Below are 17,854 nucleotides of genomic sequence, written 5' to 3'. Positions count from 1 at the left end.
TTCCTCAAGATCCTTGGTTAAGGTCAAGATAGCGCTGTTCAGAGGTAGAGCGGTTCCCCGAATCTATTACGAGAGGCTAGTAAACTGCGCTTCCCTCAACGGTGCCATTGTTGATGAAGGAACCAATCTCATGGATATGACCCATTACATGGAGCTGATCGCTTCTAATCAGCCCTGGAACCTCATTGTTTTCATGGCGATTCCCGTTATTCTGGCAGAGACAGTCGCTATCTCCGAACTCTACATTCTGTTTACGCGAAATTATAAAAGCCCTGTCCGCACTGTGAATAAACTGGCGGGAATCTTTGTTGGTTTCTACTTCCTGGTCATTTTCCTGCACCTGTTCTCCAAAGCGGTCATTCCTATTACGATGGCGGGTGAATGGCGAACTATTATTGATGTGATCGCAGTTAGCTTTTACTTGCTAGGGGTTGTTCCATTACTGGGAATCGCATTGTTAGAAATCGGGGCGATCTGGCGGAAGAAGAGCGAGGAATGGAAACTGGGAGCTCATGCAATATTTGTAGGGCTTTTCCTGCTGGTGGCTCACATCGCCATGATTTTTGGAATGTTAAATCCATCGTTGTTGATGGGTAATATGCCTGGGATGTAAATAACGTCAGTTCGGAATAAGCCGAACCGTCCATTATTGCGTGCGCGTCGCTCACGCAATAATGGGCTTTTTCGAGTGCCGCACGAAGCGCGGCACTCGAAAAAGCCCTTCACCCGAACTGAGGTTAAATAAATCCAGATCTTGCACAAAAAATAGAAACCTAATTTTTGCTAAGGGATTCACAAGGGAATAAAGGGGGTACATCCCACTTTTGCAGGTGAGGCGGCCATCGCCCACCTCACCTGCAAAAGTGGGATGTACCCAGAATAAAGTACCTGTTTTTGAAAGGGAAGGCGGACGAAGTCCGCCTTCCCTTTCAAAAACAGGTACTTTATTCTCAAGCAAAGCGATAAGTTGAGGTCAATCAATGAGGAGAGTTTCTAAAGAGGCGAGAGGAACGGTGAAGACGTAATAAATGACCCCAATGGCAAGCAGTAGAATGGCTAACCCAGATAAAATGACTTCTCGATCAGGTGGGGTGTAGGTATCGGATTCAATGCTGTTGCGTACGCTGAAGTAGTGCTGGATGGAGAATAGAATACCAAGCAGCCCAACGACGCTAAACGCGAGGCCCAGTTTCCAGCCAGTACCCGGAGGTTGGGGAGCTATCGGCGGACGTAGAATGCGGAGGCGTACAATGACGACGCCGAGGCCGGTGAGGGCGATCGCACTTCGCATCCAGGCTAAATAGGTGCGTTCATTGGCGAGGTGATCACGCGTTCGGTTTGGATTCACCGGCTGGGGGCGATCGGGCTGTTCCGGGGGTTTCTCAGGGTCGTTTTTCTCCCGTTTAATACTCTGCATAATGCGTTCTCAAGGATAAGTGCAGCGAATGGGATGAATCAATCGGAGAAGGCTCTAAATATACATAGCGAAATAACTATTGTAGATCTCTGCATTGGCTGAAAGCATCGATTCTGACTCTTGTTGCGTTTCATCTGGCGGCAGATTTGTGCCATTTTGCGGAATGTAGTCTCCGCAATACTCATTCGCTGGAACTGCTTCTTTCATCTTTTGAGGATAACTGAGGCCTAAGTGGGCCATGAGTATGATGAACTGGTTGCGGCTCCGATGGGCAAATCGGGGGTTCAGTTGTTTTTCTTCACCAATAGTTGAGACAGTATGGCCTTTGTAGTCATGGCCGGGATAAACCAATGTATCATCTGGCAGTGCAAACAACCGCTGAGTAACCATATCGTAGAGGGTGCCGGCGTCGCCTCCTTGAAAATCTGTTCGACCACAACCACGAATAAGCAGAGCATCTCCCGTAAGTAGATGCGTTCCATTGATGAGGTAGGCGAGGTGATGGGACGTGTGCCCTGGGGTAGCGATCGCCTCCACCAACACCGACCCTACGGCCAGAGTTTCTCCGTCCGCCAGGGAATGATCGGCGGCCTTTACCGTGGCATCCTTGGGCACCATGACCCGACAACCTGTTTGCTGCCTTAGCTTACCTGCCCCCGTGATGTGGTCGGCATGGAGATGGGTTTCCAGGCAGTATCGCAGCGTTAATCCCAAGTCTTCCAAAATGCTCAAATCTCGTTCTACCTGTTCTAATACCGGATCAACAAGAACGGCGTCACGGGTCAGTTTATCAGCAACCAAATAGGTGTAGCTGCTAGATTCTGGATCGAAGAGTTGGCGGAACAGTAGGGTGGGGTGCAAGACCTGGCGATCTATGGAGCGTTCCCCTAATTTCTTCGAGGCCAGAGGAATGGTAGGGACAGGCCGTACCCGTACGGGAAGCGATTGCAGCACCGTTTCGGCCAGGGATTGGGCTTGTCGGCGCAATTCGGGTACCGCTACAGTTTCCCACAGATCCCCTTTCCGTGGGGTCCCCAGGGTGTAGAGCAGTGATGACGCATGGCCCTGCGCATCCACAACGGCACCATTGGGGGCTGTATCCATGCCCAGGCCAATGCGGTTGGGGCGAATGAGACCCTGCGATCGCAAACTCACAATCAGAGGTTGGGGCGATCGCCCATAATCCGTCTCGATTCCGGTGCAATTAATGACACGGCTGACGTATAAAACTTTGTCGGCTTTGGACTTGCGTAGGCGCACCGTTACCGTTACGCCATCAGGGAGTACCTGATAATTCTGAATGCGCCCGGCGGCGATGATGAGTTGGTCGGAGGCCAGCATTTTGTCGATGCGATCGCCAATGCTGGGGGCGATGCGATGGCGATGCACTTCCCAATAGGGCCTAGCATGGCGTAGAAAACGCTGCTGCTCTGGAATCGGTAATCCCTGCCAGAGTTGTTGGGTGATCGGACGGAGGCTATCGGTTACGGCCCGCCAATCTAAATGTTGGGCACTGGCAGCCTGAATCTCGGCCCGAATGCAACGCAGAAGCCCCAACGCTGTTTTAGGGGCGGTGTCTGGAGTTAGAAATGCTGCATAAGGCTTCGTGGCTTGATGGGGCAGGGGAAATAACCCGCGACGCGAGATGGCATAAATTTGCCCCCGGTGATGACGTTCGTAGAGAGACACGACCATATCTACCATGGTCAATCCGGTGCCAATGAGAAGCACAGGAGCATCCGGATCTAAATCTGTAAGCGCATCAACAGACCAGGCATTACGAATGGGGCCGCTTGCTTCTGGCTGTTCAGAAAGGGGTGTTGTGGGGGCGTTACCCAGGGCCAACACCACCTTATCCACGGCAATTGAGGAGCTTCGTAGAGTTATGAGGGCACCTCGCTCTGTGGGCTCGATGGCGATCGCCTCATCGTGAACATAGTCCAACCGCACATTGCCCGGAGCGCTTGCCTCTGCTTCTTCCAAGATGGATTGGATGTACAACCCGTAAACTTTGCGGGGGATAAACGTGCTGGCGTTAATGTCATCGGGCAACAGGCTGGTTAGTTCACTGTGGTTGTAGCTGAGCCAGCGCAGTAGATGCCCCGGATCATCGGGAAAGGCACTCATGTTGCCAGCCGATACATTCAGCAAATGGCTGGGGGTGTTGGTGCTGTAAGCTACCCCTTTACCAAAGTCATGGCTACTCTCTATTAACTTGATTGTGAGTGACCGTGTGGCGGTTTTCAGTAAATGGGCCGCCACCAACGAACCACTGAAGCCGCTGCCAACAATGGCGATTGTCGTGGTGGTGGAAGTCGCAGAAGAGTCGGGTGCGATAACCATGGTCAGTAAGGTATAGAAGCAGTCACGGCGAAATTCGCTTCCGTTTGAGTATGGATGGTTGCGGCCGAGGCTCACATGCCTGGTTGGCAGCAATCCCGTGGGAAGAAATGGAGGAGTTGGTAGCGTTCAGGGTCTTTTAATCAAGGGTCTAACAGATGAAGTAGTTGTACTGTAACTCAAAGGAACTTTTTTTCAAATTCATTTCTAATTTTAAAGGGATTCAATTTTATTGATGTTAATGGTGAGCCAAACTTGTGAGTTTGTGGTATTTCTCCCGGCTCATTGATCTATGGGCTTCTAACATCCAAGCGCTGCCTTTGAACTGTGGCCCTATGAAGCTGGACGAATTACGCGATCGCATTCAAAACGGCAGCATCGAATTTATCCGCTTTGAACAGGCTGATACCTCCCTCGCTTAGAGCCGCTCTGGGCACCTTAGAGCAGAATACGGTGATGCAAACGAATGGGAGCACCACGAAGAGTTCCGCTTCCTCTAACCACTTAGGATCGTGTATTGAATATGAATAACCTGTAATTCTTTTTGTGAGAGGGGCGGCAAAGCCGCCCCTCTCACAAAAAGAATTACAGGTTGTTTTATCTGTGATCCTTAACCGGTGGCAAAGCTCGACATGGGCAAATAACGATTCGTTCTGTCGTCAGAAAGGCGTGACCCAGCATGGCTAGAAAGGCCCTGAACAGCAGAGCGAAGGCCTTTTTGATACCCCCAGAGGAGTGAATTCTACGTCTAAATGTTTTTGAAAGCACTTGAAATTCACATAAGCACGTGTCATACTGCCGCTACGAATACAATTGTAATCCGGTCGGGTTACCGTAGATTTTCCAGTTATCGATTCTTTTTCTCTAGAGTCGATGTTCGGGAGCTTTTGGGAGGTTCTCTGTGCAGCGCAAACATCATCATCTATCGACATTTTCAGTGCCTCGCCTGTCACGGCGGCGATCGCTTCAAACTTTTGCTTACCTGTTTGTAACGGGTTTAGGGCTCAGTACAGCCACCGCAGGCTGTAGCCCAACCTCAGAGTCTTCTGCGCCTACTGCCAGCCCAGCGGCAACCTCGTCTCAGGACTCCGCCGCATCGGCTAAGACTCTACGAATTGGTTATCAAAAGTCGTCAACAGCGTTGAATTTGCTTAAGACGAAGCAAAGTTTGGAGCCAAAGCTGGGTAAGGATGGCATTTCGGTCACGTGGAATGAATTCGCTGCTGGCCCACAAATGTTAGAGGCTCTGAACGTTGGCAGTATTGATTTTGCCTACACCGGGGAGACCCCTCCTGTATTTGCCCAGGCTGCCGGAGCCCCGTTAGTGTATGTAGCCTATGAGCCAGTAGGCCCAGCGGCTGAAGCGATTCTCGTTCAAAGTGACTCACCGATTCAGTCGGTTGCCGAGCTAAAAGGTAAGCGTGTCGCCCTGAACAAAGGGTCGAACGTGCACTACCTGCTGGTGCGTGCGCTGGAGGAAGCCGGATTGAAGTATACCGACATTGAAGTTGCCTATTTGCCACCAGGAGATGCCCGTCCTGCGTTTGAGCAAAAGTCGGTCGATGCCTGGGTCATTTGGGATCCCTTCCAGGCTGCTGCAGAGACTGCTGTGAATGCGCGCATTCTTCAAGATGGGCAAGGTTTGGTGGAAAACCGAGGGTTTTTCCTATCGACGAAGTCATTCACAGAAAATAATCCGGCGATTGTGCGATCGCTCCTTGATGAGCTCAATACCATCAGTGATTGGGCCAAGGCTAACCCCTCTGAAGTCAGTGCCTTCCTGAACAAAGAATTAGGGATTGATAAAGCCGCTCTTGATAAGGCCGAGAGTCGTCGCGGCTATGGCGTGAAACCCATGGATGCCACCGTTATTGAAGGCCAACAAAAAATCGCGGATACGTTTCTCGAGTTGAATCTGATTCCACAAAAAATTGATATAGCCAGTGTGATCTGGAATGGATAAGGGTTATGAGTTGGCGTATTCTCATCATTTTTCTGGTGAAAATACGCCATTTCTAACCTATTCCAATCATGGCTAAAGTGGTGCACGGCACAGGGGAAGAGGGTAGCTGATGGGATGGGATGTTTATCTCATGGGTTCTACGTTTCGGTCTCCTATCCTGTGCCTTTTCTAATGTTCCTGTGTGGTGTGGGGATGCTCTAATTCTCTGGCGGAATTGCTCTGGTGGGTTACGCCTGTAGGGCTGGATACTGCTCCCCATACCTTTCCTAATCATTGGGTATTCATCTCGAATTGCTGGTGAAATTGTTCAAAATCTGGCTTTGATATTCTTTGAAGGTTTACATGAAATGACGAGCCGAACTCTAGAGTCTGTTTTAAAGGGTGTTTTTTCGTCCATACGCACGAAAAAGCAACCCTTCCAGGCAGGCCTAAAACACGTCCTAGTTGATTGGCGCAAGCCAGGGATCATGCAGCGGTGGTTTCGCCCTCGATATGGGCGAGCGATCGCGCTATTTCTTGCTGGCCTTGCATTAAGTTTTGGGATGGCTGCCTGTGCGCCAACTCCTTCGACATCAACGGCTTCACCAGAGGCATCTGCACCGCCATCTGATCGGGTTGTGCGGATTGGTCATCAGAAGTTTGATCCCTTCACGCTGGTCAAAGCGCGGGGAGGTCTAGAGGAACGCCTCAAGCCATTAGGCGTAACTGTGGAGTGGACTGAGTTTCAATCGGGGCCGCCGATGATGGAGGCCTTGAATGTTGGCAGCATCGATATCGGCCGGACCGGGGATACTCCTCCGGTCTTTGCCCAGGCCGCTGATGCGCCTCTCGTTTATATTGGCAGCGGTTCCCCCAAAGCTTCCTCCTCTGCCATCGTGGTGCCCAAAGATTCACCCCTCAAAACAGTAGCCGACTTGAAAGGGAAGAAGGTGGGCTTCCAGAAGGGCTCTAGCGCCCACTATCTAACTGTGCAGGCTCTCAAGTCAGCCGGTCTGAAATGGGAAGACATTGAGCCCGTCAACCTGACGCCTGCGGATGCCCGCTCAGCATTTTCCCAGGGCGCAATTGATGCCTGGGGAATTTGGGACCCGTTCTATGCCGCGGCCGAAGCGCAACTGAATGCGAAAACCCTGATATTAAGCGAAGGATTGGCCGCCAATCGAGATTTTTATCTCGCGTCTAAAACCTTTGCTAACCAAAACGCTGATGTTATTGAGGCGATCGCTCAGGAAACCCGAGAAGTTTCTGAATGGGCCAGTGCGAATCCTGCTGAGGTGGTGAAGATTCTCTCGCCCATCTTGGGCATTGATCCGCCCATTCTGGATAAGGTGACTCGTCGGCGGGATTACACCTTTCAGGCCGTTAAGCCTGAGGTGATTGAAGAGCAGCAGGCGATCGCTGACACCTTCTTTGAACTGGGCTTGCTTCCTAAAGCATTGAAAGTGTCTGACATTGTTTGGCAGCCTTCTTAGCGATTCACAGTTTGTTCTGAATTCTGGCTGTTTATCCTTCTCTCCTGACTGCGAGTGTCTTGTTCAATTCATTCATGATTCTGTGTGAATCAGAATCCTCGAAGTTGCACCCTTCTGTTCTATTTTTGATTTCAAGGAGCGCACAAGCATGGATATCCTCTGGTTTATTCCAACCCATGGGGATGGTCGTTACCTGGGTACCGCGACGGGTGGTCGGGCCATCACTCCCGAATACCTGCGTCAGTTGGCGGGGGCTGTAGACTCCCTCGGTTACGCCGGGGCTCTGCTGCCCACGGGAAAATCCTGTGAGGATGCCTGGATCACGGCTGCATCGCTCATTCCCGTAACTCAGCGGATGAAGTTTTTGGTGGCGATTCGTCCCGGTATTTCCTCCCCGACCATGGCGGCTCGGATGGCCGCTACCTTCGATCGCATTTCCCAGGGGCGCTTGCTTGTGAACGTAGTGACTGGGGGTGACCCGACCGAGTTAGCGGGAGATGGCTTACATCTGGATAAAACGGGTCGCTATGAAATCACTGATGAATTTCTCGCGATCTGGCGTGAGGTGATGCAGGGAGAAAGCGTTGATTTTGAGGGTAAACACCTCAAGGTCAAGGGTGGAAAGTTGCTGTTTCCGCCTGTGCAAGATCCTTACCCGCCGTTGTATTTTGGTGGCTCATCGGCGATCGCTAAAGATGTCGCGGCTCGTCATGTAGACCTTTACCTCACGTGGGGTGAACCTCCCGCTCAGGTTGCAGAAAAAATTGCTGAAGTTCGTCAGCTTGCTGCTAAGTATGGTCGTACTTTGCGATTTGGGATTCGTCTTCATGTGATCGTGCGGGAAACCACAGCCAAAGCCTGGGATGCCGCCAACGACCTGATCCGTTATCTCGATGATGAAACCATTGCTGCGGCTCAGGCTGCCCTCTCCCGCGCGGATTCTGAAGGGCAACAGCGTATGGTGGCTCTGCATGGGGGTAGCCGCGACCAGCTAGAAATTAGCCCTAACCTCTGGGCGGGTGTGGGCTTGGTGCGTGGTGGCGCAGGTACAGCGCTCGTAGGCGACCCCGATACGGTTGCTGAACGCATTCGCGAATATGCCGATCTGGGCATCGACACCTTTATTTTCTCGGGCTACCCCCATTTGGAGGAAGCCTATCGCTTTGCTGAACTGGTGTTCCCCAAACTGCCACTGACGGGGCTTCCGAAGGCAGCTCCCAGCCGCTATGTCAGCCCGATTGGCGAAATTATGGCTAATGACCGAGTTCCAACCAGTGCCAGCTAAAACTCTCCCTTGTATAACTGCAATGCGACGTATCCCTTACCTGCGACGATTTAACCCCTTCCGTCTACCCAAGTGGCTCCTGGCCATCACAGCCGTCTTTCTGTTTTCCATTGTGGGCGGTTGCTCACAGGATGCTGGCAATAGTGCCAGCAATGCTGCGAATCATCCCGATACCATTCGCGTTGACTTTGCCTACTACAACCCCGTTAGTCTGCTTCTGAAAGATAAAGGCTGGTTAGAGGAAGAACTGGGCAAAGACAATATCAAAGTTGAATGGACGCAGAGCCTTGGCAGTAACAAAGCCTTGGAACTGCTGAACAGCCGTAGTATTGATTTTGGCTCTACCGCTGGTGCCGCAGCTCTACTCGGTAAAGCGAATGGCAACCCTATCCAATCGGTTTATGTCTACTCGAAGCCCGAGTGGACAGCTCTGGTGACACGTCCTGACACCGGTATCACCAAAATTGAGGATTTGAAAGGTAAGCGAGTTGCGGCGACGAAAGGAACCGATCCCTATATCTTTTTGTTGCGATCGCTCGATAGTGTAGGTCTTTCCGAAAAAGATATTGAACTGGTTCCCCTTCAGCATCCTGATGGTCGGGCAGCATTAGAACGGGGTGATGTGGATGCCTGGGCTGGCCTTGATCCCCACATGGCAAAAACCGAATTAGAAAACGGCTCCAAGCTGTTCTTCCGCAATGCGGATTGGAATACCTACGGCATCCTCAACGTCCGTGAGGAATTTGCTAAAGAGTATCCCGCTGATGTGGAAAAGGTATTAGCGACTTACGAGAGAGCCCGTCAGTTCGCTGTCGATAATCCCGACGAATTAAAGGCGATTTTAGTCCGAGAAGCAAAGCTGAGTGATACAGTGGCGGCTCGGCAGTTAGAACGGACTGACCTCTCTAATTCCGTCATTGGTGACACCCAAAAGCAAACCATTTTGGCTGCTGGCGATATTCTCAAACGAGGCGGTGTGATTCCCAGCAATATTGACGTACAGCAGACTGTAGATGCTCTGATTGCACCGCAATTTGCAGAAAAGGTCGCCAAGTAACATCTTCCAAACCCAGCCTCCATGTCTTCCCTGCCGACTCCAGATTTGGATACTCGCATCCCTCGTATTAAGGGAACACGGCGATCGCAATTGAAGGGCGATCGCCGCCCTTCCGCTCACCGCTGGCCCCTTGGCCTCGTGCTCCCGGTTGTTCTCACCCTCCTATGGGAACTGCTAGCTCGGGTCGGCATTCTCGCCCCCAACCTGATGCCTGCCCCAACCGTCGTTCTGGCCACCATCGTTGATCTCGCTGTTCGGGGTGAACTGTGGCAGCACATCGGCATTACGCTTTATCGGGTGTTGTTGGGCTTTCTAATCGGTGGTTCTGCTGCTACCGTTCTGGGTGCGCTCACGGGCTATTTCCCCAAGGTCCGTCGCATCCTCGACCCCACTCTCCAGGCTTTGCGGAATATCCCCTCGATCGCCTGGGTGCCTCTATTCATCCTCTGGCTCGGCATTTACGAACCCTCAAAGATTGCCCTCATTGCCGTTGGCGTCTTCTTTCCCATCTACCTCAACTTAATGACGGGCATCCAACAGGTAGACCGGAAATTGGTGGAGGTGGGGCGCGTCTATCGCCTTAGCCAATGGCAACTGATCTGGCGTGTCTTCCTGCCAGCCACCTTGCCCTCCTACCTGGTGGGCTTACGGGGTGGCCTTGGCCTGGGCTGGATGTTCGTGGTTGCTGCCGAACTTATGGGAGCCAGCCGTGGTCTTGGTTTTCTTCTCGTCGATGGTCAAACGACGGGACGCCCCGCCATCATTATTGCCAGCATCATTCTGTTCGCCATTCTCGGCAAACTCACTGACTCTGCCCTCGCTGTCCTGACCCATCACCTTCTGAGCTGGCAAGACACCCACGGTTCTGAAAAATCTTCCTAACTCCCCCGCGTTCTCCATTTTGCCTCCTTTGCACCTCTGTCACCCATGCTCCACATCCAAAACACCACGAAACAATTCCCTAACGGTTTCACCGCTCTAGAATCCGTTAATCTGACGGTTTACCCTGGCGAGATCGTGAGTCTGGTGGGTACCAGCGGATGTGGCAAAAGTACGTTGCTGCGGATTATTGCAGGGCTGGAGCAACCTACCCTAGGCCAGGTAATGTTGGATGGCGAAGCGATCAACGGTCCCCATCCAAAAGTGGGACTAATTTTTCAAGAACCCCGGCTAATGCCCTGGTTGACGGTGCGCGACAACATTCAGTTTGGCTTGGAGAAACGGAAACTACCTCTCTACAAGGAACGGGTAGAAGCGCTTCTGGAGCAAGTCGGATTAACCCGGTTTAGCGAAGCGTTACCCCGGCAACTTTCGGGAGGAATGGCTCAACGGGTGGCGATCGCCCGCGCCCTCGTCACCAACCCAGAAATCCTCCTACTCGACGAGCCTTTCAGTGCTCTGGATGCCTTTACGCGCACCCGCTTACAAGATCATGTGCTGGATATCTGGCATTACGATCGCCCCACTCTTATCCTCGTCACCCATGACATTGAGGAAGCGTTAGTAATGAGCGATCGCATTATCGTCATGCGATCCAATCCAGGTCACATTCACGACACGTTTGAGATTGACTTACCCCGTCCTCGCCGCCGTACCGACGCTGAGTTGCAGCGTTGGAAAGAGCGTTTGCTAGAAACCTTAGACCTGTCGCATTTGCAAACCCTGGCTGTTTAGGAGCTCCTCAAATGAGCAAAGGCAAACCCACACCCCCTAGCCCCCTCTCCCAAGAGAGGGGGAACCAGAGCAGAGGAGCTTATTGGTTGTTAAAAAAGGCTTTTATGCTCGATCTCCCCTCTCTTGGGAGAGGGGCCGGGGGTGTGGGTTCGAAGGCGATCGCTCGTATCAGTAACTTATGTATGCACGATCGCCCCTCCCAAACGTAGAGCAAGAGGACTTATGGAAATTAAACCCTTAATTCTATAAGTCTCTTTCAAAGCTTGTCTCAAAGACAAATTCACAAGTGCATTATTCGTTCATTTTGGAGATTCGTAGCCATGGCTAAAATCATCGCCATTTCAGGTAGCCCCTCTCATCCTTCCCGTTCCTATGCATTGATCGAGGAAGCTCAGAAATTGATCCAGGCATCTGATATCAGCTTAGAAATTCTATCCATTCGCGATCTACCTCCTGATGCTCTAATCTATGCAAAGTTCGATAATCCAGACATCGTCCAGGCAGCCGCAAAGGTTGAAGAAGCGGATGCTGTAATTATCTCCGCACCTGTTTACAAAGCAGCCTATCCTGGTATTCTCAAAACTTTCCTCGATTTGTTGCCCCAAAAAGGATTAGTTGGGAAGCCTGTTCTGCCTATTGTGACAGGCGGTACCCTGGCTCACCTGTTGGCGATCGACTACGCCTTTAAACCCCTGTTCTCCGCTCTAGGAGCTCGTTATATTCACACAGGTGTTTATCTTGTTGACTCTCAATACCAACGTCGTGACACCAATGGCGTTGAGTTTTTGGATAAAGAGTTAGAAACCCGCTTCCAAACGGCTCTCAACGAGTTTGTCCAACTTGTACAGGAAGAATCTAAACCCTCACTCACTGCTGTTTAAGAGGGATGGGGGCTTGGGGGACGATGTGCTCCCAAGCTAAACCTCCAACCATAACAACCCTGCCATCCCCAAAACAACCGTTCATAAGATTTATGTTTTGAGGGAGACAAAAGAGAGCTAGAGTGCTCTCCTATTTCTATCGTTTTTCAAATCCTCTCCATGCCTACCTTAACCACACCAGACCTTAACCAGACAACTCAAGACTACTATCGCGTAGCCGATGAGTTGATTCAGGAATTTGCTGCGACTGCGATAGAGCGCGATCGCCAGGGAGGCACGGCCCAACATGAGCGCGATCGCCTCCGCCAAAGCAAACTCCTGAATCTCGTCATCCCTCAAGAATATGGCGGATTGGGAGCCTCCTGGGAAACGGCCCTAAACATTACCCGGCGCTTTGCCCAGGTGGATAGTTCGATCGCCCATCTCTTCTCCTATCAACACCTGGGCGTTGTCGCACCCCACGTGTTCGGGAATGAAGAACAAGCGGTTCGCTATTACACTCAAAGTGCAAAAAATAACTGGTTCTGGTGCAACGGTTTCAATCCTTTAGATCGGCGCGTCATCCTGACCCCTGACGGTAATGGATATCGGATTAATGGCACTAAGAGTTTCTGCTCGGGCTCTGTAGACTCCGATATCATCCCCCTCAGCACGGTGCAGGAAGGTGTGGAAGGTTTCCGTATTGCGATCGTGCCGACAACGCGGGAAGGTGTGGAAGTTCTGGGTGACTGGAACAATATGGGGCAGCGACAGACGGATAGTGGCAGCATTCGCTTCACCAACGTTTGGGTTGATGCCGATGAAATCCTGTCGCCACCACCGGAGAGCACTGTATTTCGGACGTTCCGTTCTTGTCTGACGCAGATTACCTTTGCCAATATTTACCTGGGAATTGCTCAGGGCGCATTTCAGGCTGCAAAAGGATATACCAAAACCCAAACGCGGGCCTGGCCAGGATCTGAGGTGGAATCTGCGACAGAAGACCCCTACATCCTCCAGCATTATGGAGAGATGGCGATCGCCCTGGAAGCTGCTACTCTCCTCACCGATCGCGCTACCTCCCTGGTGCAAGCAGCCTGGGAAAAACAGTATGCGTTGACGGCCCAGGAACGGGGTGAATGTGCGGTGGCGATCGCCACTGCGAAAGCATTTGTGACAAAAATTGGGATTGATATAACCAGCAAAATCTTCGATGTCATGGGTACCCGGGCCACATCGTCGAACTATGGATTCGATCGCTATTGGCGAAACCTTCGCACATTTACCTTGCACGACCCAGTGGATTACAAGATCCGTGTGGTAGGAAACTGGGCGCTGAATGACGAACTTCCCACTCCCGACTTTTATACATGAGGTGTTGCATCCGATGCGTCAAATCCACCTCGCTGCATTTATGATTGCTGGGCCTGTGGCCCATAGTCATGCTCTTTGGCGGCATCCCGACACAGAGTTGGGATTTTTGCAGCCAGAGTACTACCATCAGATCGCGCAAATTCTGGAGCAGGGCAAATTTGACCTGTTGTTTTTTGCCGATCGCCTGGCCGTTTCAGAAAGCTATGGCCACAGTTTTGAGGTAGGCATTCGCTATGGTGATCAAGATGCAGTGCGGTTAGATCCGGTGCTGTTATTGGGGGCGATCGCCCCCGTAACCCGCCATCTAGGCCTGGGGGCAACCAGTTCGACCACCTACGCCCATCCCTATTCCACCGCGCGTTCCTTCGCCACCCTCGATCACCTCACCCACGGTCGCGTGGCCTGGAACGTGGTGACATCTGTAAACGATGGGGAGGCCAAAAACTTCGGTGTGGCCGATCACCTGGAGCACGACCAGCGCTATGACCGGGCTGATGAATTTTTAGATGTGGTCAGCCAGTTATGGGATAGCTGGCAATCAGATGCCCTGATTCTGGATCAGGAGCGGGGTATTCTGGCTGACCCCAGCAAAGTTCACTACATCAACCATAAGGGGGAATGGTTTCAGTCTCGGGGGCCGCTGAATGTTCCCAGTAGCCCCCAGGGCCGTCCTGTGATTATTCAGGCCGGAGCCTCGGGACGGGGGCGAGAGTTCGCCGCACGCTGGGCAGAGGTGGTGTTCGCGATTCAGCCCACCTTGGCTCTGGCCCAACAACATTATCGCGATTTAAAGTCGCGGGTAGCGGCTCAGGGGCGATCGCCCGACCGCTGCAAAATCCTCCTGGGTGTGATGCCCTTTGTGGGGGAGACGGAGGCGATCGCCCACGAAAAACAACAGCAGCATAATGAGCTGGTCAATCCTCTGGTGGGCCTTTCAACCCTCTCCAATCATTTGAATTATGACTTCTCCCAACATCCCTTGGATAAACCTCTGGAATCATTTGAGGTTCAGGGAATGCGCGGCATTTGGGAGCTGGTGCAAAAGCTTAGTGAAGATGGTGCAACGCTGGCGGAGATTGGTCAGCGATATGGTTCCAGCGTTCTGTTGCCACAACTGGTGGGGACTCCTAGCCAGATTGCGGATCAGCTTGAAGTGTTTTTCCAGAACGGAGCCTGTGATGGCTTCATGATTTCTCCCGCTTACCTGCCCGGAGCCTTTACAGACTTCGTGCAGGGAGTTGTGCCCGAACTTCAGCGTCGCGGCTTGTTTAGGCAGGACTATAACGGCACAACTCTGCGAGATCATCTACAACTCAATTTCTCACCTGTATTAGAAGAGGTTCAGGTATGACCCGGAACTTTAAGCTTTCTCGTTGTTCGTTTTTTGGAACCATCGTTGGATGTCTGATGGTAGGGTTGGCATTTACGGGATGCACTACGCCGACGACTGAAGCTTCTCAATCTCAAACATCTGCTGAGAACACTACTGCAAATGCTCCAGCGAATACTGAAGCACAAACCATTCGCATTGGTTATGTACGTTGGGGATTACTACCCATCATTCGTCAACGGGGTGTTTTAGAACAGGAACTTGCCAAACAAAATATCAAAGTAGAATGGGTTGGGCCATTTCCTGCCTTCGCTCCTGTTATCGAAGCGTTGAATGCAAACTCCGCCGATATCAGTGCAGGGGGTGACATTCCCGGCATTTCAGGATTGGTAGGTGGAGCACCGATTTGCATACTGGCCTACCAAGCGCCTCTGCCTGAGGCCGAGGCCATTCTAGTGACGGCAGATTCTCCAATTCAATCGCCGCAGGATCTCGTTGGTAAAAAAGTTGCCGTAAACCGGGGTGGATGGGGTGAGCATCTGTTGCTGCGATCGCTAGCGGAGGCCAATATTCCCAAAGAAAAAGTGGAGCGTGTCTATCTCAGCCCAACCGATGCATTACCTGCCGTAACTCAGGGCCATGTAGATGCCTGGTCTGTGTGGGAGCCGAATGTATCCATTGCCGAAGTTCAGCACCAGCTCCGCCCCATCGTATCCGGAGAAGCGGCCTCTCACTACGGGATTTACGTCGTTCATAAGGATGCTCTGGCACAAAAAACAGCGGCTGTTCAGGCTGTGCTGGATCAAATTGTGAAAGAAGCGGAATGGGCTTCCAGTCATCCTAAGGAAGCGGCAGAAGCCTTTGGTAAATCTGTGGAACTAGCGGAACCTGTTGTTGCCCAACTGGGTACCCGTAAACAGGTAGAAACTGTTCATGCCCTTAACCGCGATGTGTTGAAAGGTCTACAAGAACGTGCCGACTGGATGTATGCCCAACAAGCTATTCCCCGGCAACTCGATGTTAGCCAAACTGTCTGCCCTGAAACTCCCGGTCTAGAGTCCTATACCCGTCTCCAATAACGCGTTCTCAACGGAAAGGTGAACTGTTTATGCAAGCCGTAGCCTCGAAACGTCCTGCTTCAACCCCGAATTCATTCCTACCACTGATTTATCAGCTTCTACCCTGGTTAGTACCTGTGGGGCTGGTTGTACTTTGGCAACTGCTAGCCCAAATGGGAGTCATTGCCACACGCATTCTTCCGGCTCCTACAGATATTTTTCAGGCTGGGGTAAAACTTTTTCTCAGCGGTGAACTGCTCAAACACTTGGGTATTAGCCTCTGGCGAGCGAGTGTTGGATTCCTGATTGGAGGCAGTATTGGGCTATTTCTGGGCGTTCTCAATGGGGCATCTTCTCTGGCAGAACGGTTGCTAGACAGTTCTCTACAGATGATCCGCAATATTCCTCACCTTGCCCTGATCCCACTGGTTATTTTGTGGTTTGGCATTGGTGATCAAGCTCGGATATTTCTCGTTATTCTGGGTGTCTTTTTCCCGGTTTATATTAATACCTTTCATGGAATTCGTTCCGTTGATCCAAAATTGTTGGAAATGGGGAGAGTCTATGGGCTAAACCGTATCAAGTTGTTTTGGCAAATTATTCTTCCAGGTGCGCTTCCTAGTGTTTTAGTTGGTGTCCGTTACGCACTTGGTGTGATGTGGTTAACGTTGATTGTGGCGGAAACCATCGCTGCGAATTCTGGTATCGGTTACATGGCGATGAATGCTCGCGAGTTTATGCAAACCGATGTCGTCGTATTGAGTATTTTGCTGTATGCCCTGTTGGGCAAATTGGCCGATAGCATTGTGCGATCGCTCGAACATTGGTGGCTTCCCTGGCACCCCAGCCAACTCAAACGCTAGCCCTTCTATTTACCCGTTTACCTACCAGAGATATTCCTATGACACTGCTTCAGAAAACCCCCCCGCATCGCTTTGAAAATCCTGGCCAGAATGGTGCCCATATTCATATCTCAAACGTGAGTAAATCCTTTGGGCAAGTCTCGGTACTGAAGGATTTGAACCTGACAATCGCCCCCGGGGAATTTGTGGCAATCGTCGGTCGCAGTGGTTGCGGCAAAAGTACGCTGCTCCGTCTTTTAGCGGGACTGGAATCTCCTACTCAGGGCGAGATTCTGATTGAGAATACGCCCTTACAGGGGCTCAATCCTATTGCCCGTGTCATGTTCCAGGATGCCCGCCTCCTCCCCTGGCGCACGGTATACCAGAATGTATCTCTAGGGCTGGCTGAAAAGGTGCGTCCTCAAGCTCATTGGGCCTTACATCAAGTGGGGTTAGGAGCCCGAGCCCACGATTGGACGACAATTCTTTCCGGTGGTCAGCAACAACGGGTTGCCCTAGCTCGTGCCCTCGTCAGTCTGCCGCGCCTGCTGCTTCTAGATGAACCTTTGGGGGCTCTCGATGCCCTAACCCGTCTGGATATGCAACGACTGATTGAACAGATTTGGCAGGAACAGCAGTTTACGGCGTTACTGGTAACTCATGATGTGGAGGAGGCGATCGCCCTGGCCGATCGCGTCGTTGTCATTCACGAAGGTCGCGTCGATTTGGATGTTTCCGTTCAGTTGCCCCGTCCTCGTTCTATTGGTAATCCCGAGATGGCGAAGCTCAAGAGCTCCATTTTGGAGCGCATCTTAAGTCCTTATGGCAATAGATAGCTGGTAATTCTGTAGAACTATTATGCGATTTGTCCTTTTTTTACTCGGCGGAGCGATCGCTACAACCTCAGTTGGCGTCGCTGTATTCTCCTACATTGCCCAGAACACAGCGACGGGCTTGAATTTAATCATTGGCTGCACTCCCACTGAACCTGAGGAAGACCGTACACCAACGTCTGGTTCTTCCCCTGCGCCGTCACCCGTTCCTTCTCCTTCTCCTTCTCCCCGTCGCTCCTAAGGAACACAAATTAAACAACCTGTCATTCTTTTGTGAGAAAGGCCGCAAAGCCTCTCCCACAAAAAGAATGACAGGTTATTCAATACACGAATCCTAAGTTTTCTTGGT

The 17,854-nt window shown here is 51.6% G+C and carries 17 protein-coding genes; 15 read left to right on the top strand and 2 right to left on the bottom strand.

The features are described 5' to 3' along the window. The first annotated feature begins 130 nt into the window (after window positions 1-130). A complete protein-coding gene (locus NDI52_RS14835; RefSeq protein WP_190775467.1) occupies window positions 131-613 on the top strand; it encodes a DUF6803 family protein in 483 nt (160 codons plus the stop codon). A gap of 360 nt (window positions 614-973) precedes the next feature. On the opposite strand, the gene NDI52_RS14830 is transcribed toward NDI52_RS14835, so the two are convergent. Both NDI52_RS14830 and NDI52_RS14825 read right to left on the bottom strand, forming a co-directional pair. After that, entirely contained in the window at window positions 974-1,417 is a 444-nt protein-coding gene (locus NDI52_RS14830; protein WP_190775466.1) for a DUF202 domain-containing protein, read from the bottom strand. 54 nt (window positions 1,418-1,471) lie between these two features. Further along, window positions 1,472-3,760 (bottom strand): FAD/NAD(P)-binding protein, encoded by a 2,289-nt coding sequence (locus NDI52_RS14825; RefSeq protein ID WP_190775465.1) that lies wholly within the window; start codon window positions 3,758-3,760, stop codon window positions 1,472-1,474. A 254-nt stretch (window positions 3,761-4,014) separates the two neighbouring features. Between NDI52_RS14825 and NDI52_RS14820 the strand changes: the two genes are divergently transcribed. The 14 genes from NDI52_RS14820 (at window position 4,015) to NDI52_RS14755 (ending at window position 17,746) form a co-directional block, all read left to right on the top strand. Further along, window positions 4,015-4,179 (top strand): hypothetical protein, encoded by a 165-nt coding sequence (locus tag NDI52_RS14820; protein WP_190775464.1) that lies wholly within the window; start codon window positions 4,015-4,017, stop codon window positions 4,177-4,179. Window positions 4,180-4,658: 479 nt separating this feature from the next. Continuing rightward, window positions 4,659-5,720, top strand: a complete 1,062-nt coding sequence (locus NDI52_RS14815) for an aliphatic sulfonate ABC transporter substrate-binding protein (RefSeq protein WP_190775463.1) — start codon at window positions 4,659-4,661, stop codon at window positions 5,718-5,720. 467 nt (window positions 5,721-6,187) lie between these two features. Continuing rightward, entirely contained in the window at window positions 6,188-7,192 is a 1,005-nt protein-coding gene (locus NDI52_RS14810) for a sulfonate ABC transporter substrate-binding protein (protein WP_190775462.1), read from the top strand. Window positions 7,193-7,340: 148 nt separating this feature from the next. Then, window positions 7,341-8,477 carry an FMNH2-dependent alkanesulfonate monooxygenase gene (gene ssuD, locus NDI52_RS14805; RefSeq protein ID WP_190775461.1) on the top strand — a complete coding sequence of 379 codons (1,137 nt, stop codon included), beginning with the start codon at window positions 7,341-7,343 and terminating at the stop codon, window positions 8,475-8,477. A 22-nt stretch (window positions 8,478-8,499) separates the two neighbouring features. Then, the gene (locus NDI52_RS14800; RefSeq protein WP_190775460.1) at window positions 8,500-9,534 is read left to right on the top strand and encodes an aliphatic sulfonate ABC transporter substrate-binding protein; all 1,035 of its coding nucleotides are present in this window, start codon (window positions 8,500-8,502) and stop codon (window positions 9,532-9,534) included. 21 nt (window positions 9,535-9,555) lie between these two features. Further along, a complete protein-coding gene (locus NDI52_RS14795) occupies window positions 9,556-10,416 on the top strand; it encodes an ABC transporter permease (RefSeq protein WP_190775459.1) in 861 nt (286 codons plus the stop codon). A 45-nt stretch (window positions 10,417-10,461) separates the two neighbouring features. Beyond that, window positions 10,462-11,208 (top strand): ABC transporter ATP-binding protein, encoded by a 747-nt coding sequence (locus NDI52_RS14790; protein ID WP_190775458.1) that lies wholly within the window; start codon window positions 10,462-10,464, stop codon window positions 11,206-11,208. A 320-nt stretch (window positions 11,209-11,528) separates the two neighbouring features. Beyond that, window positions 11,529-12,089 carry an NADPH-dependent FMN reductase gene (ssuE, locus tag NDI52_RS14785; protein WP_190775457.1) on the top strand — a complete coding sequence of 187 codons (561 nt, stop codon included), beginning with the start codon at window positions 11,529-11,531 and terminating at the stop codon, window positions 12,087-12,089. A gap of 159 nt (window positions 12,090-12,248) precedes the next feature. Next, complete coding sequence (locus tag NDI52_RS14780) at window positions 12,249-13,442, top strand: acyl-CoA dehydrogenase family protein (protein WP_190775456.1); 1,194 nt, start codon at window positions 12,249-12,251, stop codon at window positions 13,440-13,442. After that, the gene (locus tag NDI52_RS14775) at window positions 13,408-14,793 is read left to right on the top strand and encodes an LLM class flavin-dependent oxidoreductase (RefSeq protein WP_199307640.1); all 1,386 of its coding nucleotides are present in this window, start codon (window positions 13,408-13,410) and stop codon (window positions 14,791-14,793) included. The genes NDI52_RS14780 and NDI52_RS14775 overlap by 35 nt, the downstream gene beginning before the upstream one ends. Then, window positions 14,790-15,851 (top strand): aliphatic sulfonate ABC transporter substrate-binding protein, encoded by a 1,062-nt coding sequence (locus NDI52_RS14770; RefSeq protein WP_190775455.1) that lies wholly within the window; start codon window positions 14,790-14,792, stop codon window positions 15,849-15,851. Before NDI52_RS14775 ends, NDI52_RS14770 begins: the two co-directional genes overlap by 4 nt. Before the next feature lie 29 nt (window positions 15,852-15,880). Then, window positions 15,881-16,693 (top strand): aliphatic sulfonate ABC transporter permease SsuC, encoded by an 813-nt coding sequence (gene ssuC, locus NDI52_RS14765; protein WP_190775454.1) that lies wholly within the window; start codon window positions 15,881-15,883, stop codon window positions 16,691-16,693. Between the two features lie 38 nt (window positions 16,694-16,731). Beyond that, complete coding sequence (locus tag NDI52_RS14760) at window positions 16,732-17,508, top strand: ATP-binding cassette domain-containing protein (protein WP_190775453.1); 777 nt, start codon at window positions 16,732-16,734, stop codon at window positions 17,506-17,508. A 22-nt stretch (window positions 17,509-17,530) separates the two neighbouring features. Then, entirely contained in the window at window positions 17,531-17,746 is a 216-nt protein-coding gene (locus tag NDI52_RS14755; protein ID WP_190775452.1) for a hypothetical protein, read from the top strand. Window positions 17,747-17,854 lie beyond the last annotated feature (108 nt).

The sequence above is a fragment of the Leptolyngbya sp. PL-A3 genome (assembly GCF_039962325.1).
Taxonomy (GTDB): domain Bacteria; phylum Cyanobacteriota; class Cyanobacteriia; order Elainellales; family Elainellaceae; genus Vacuolonema.
Note: the sequence above shows the minus strand (reverse complement) of the source record. Positions and strands in the feature narration are given on the sequence as shown.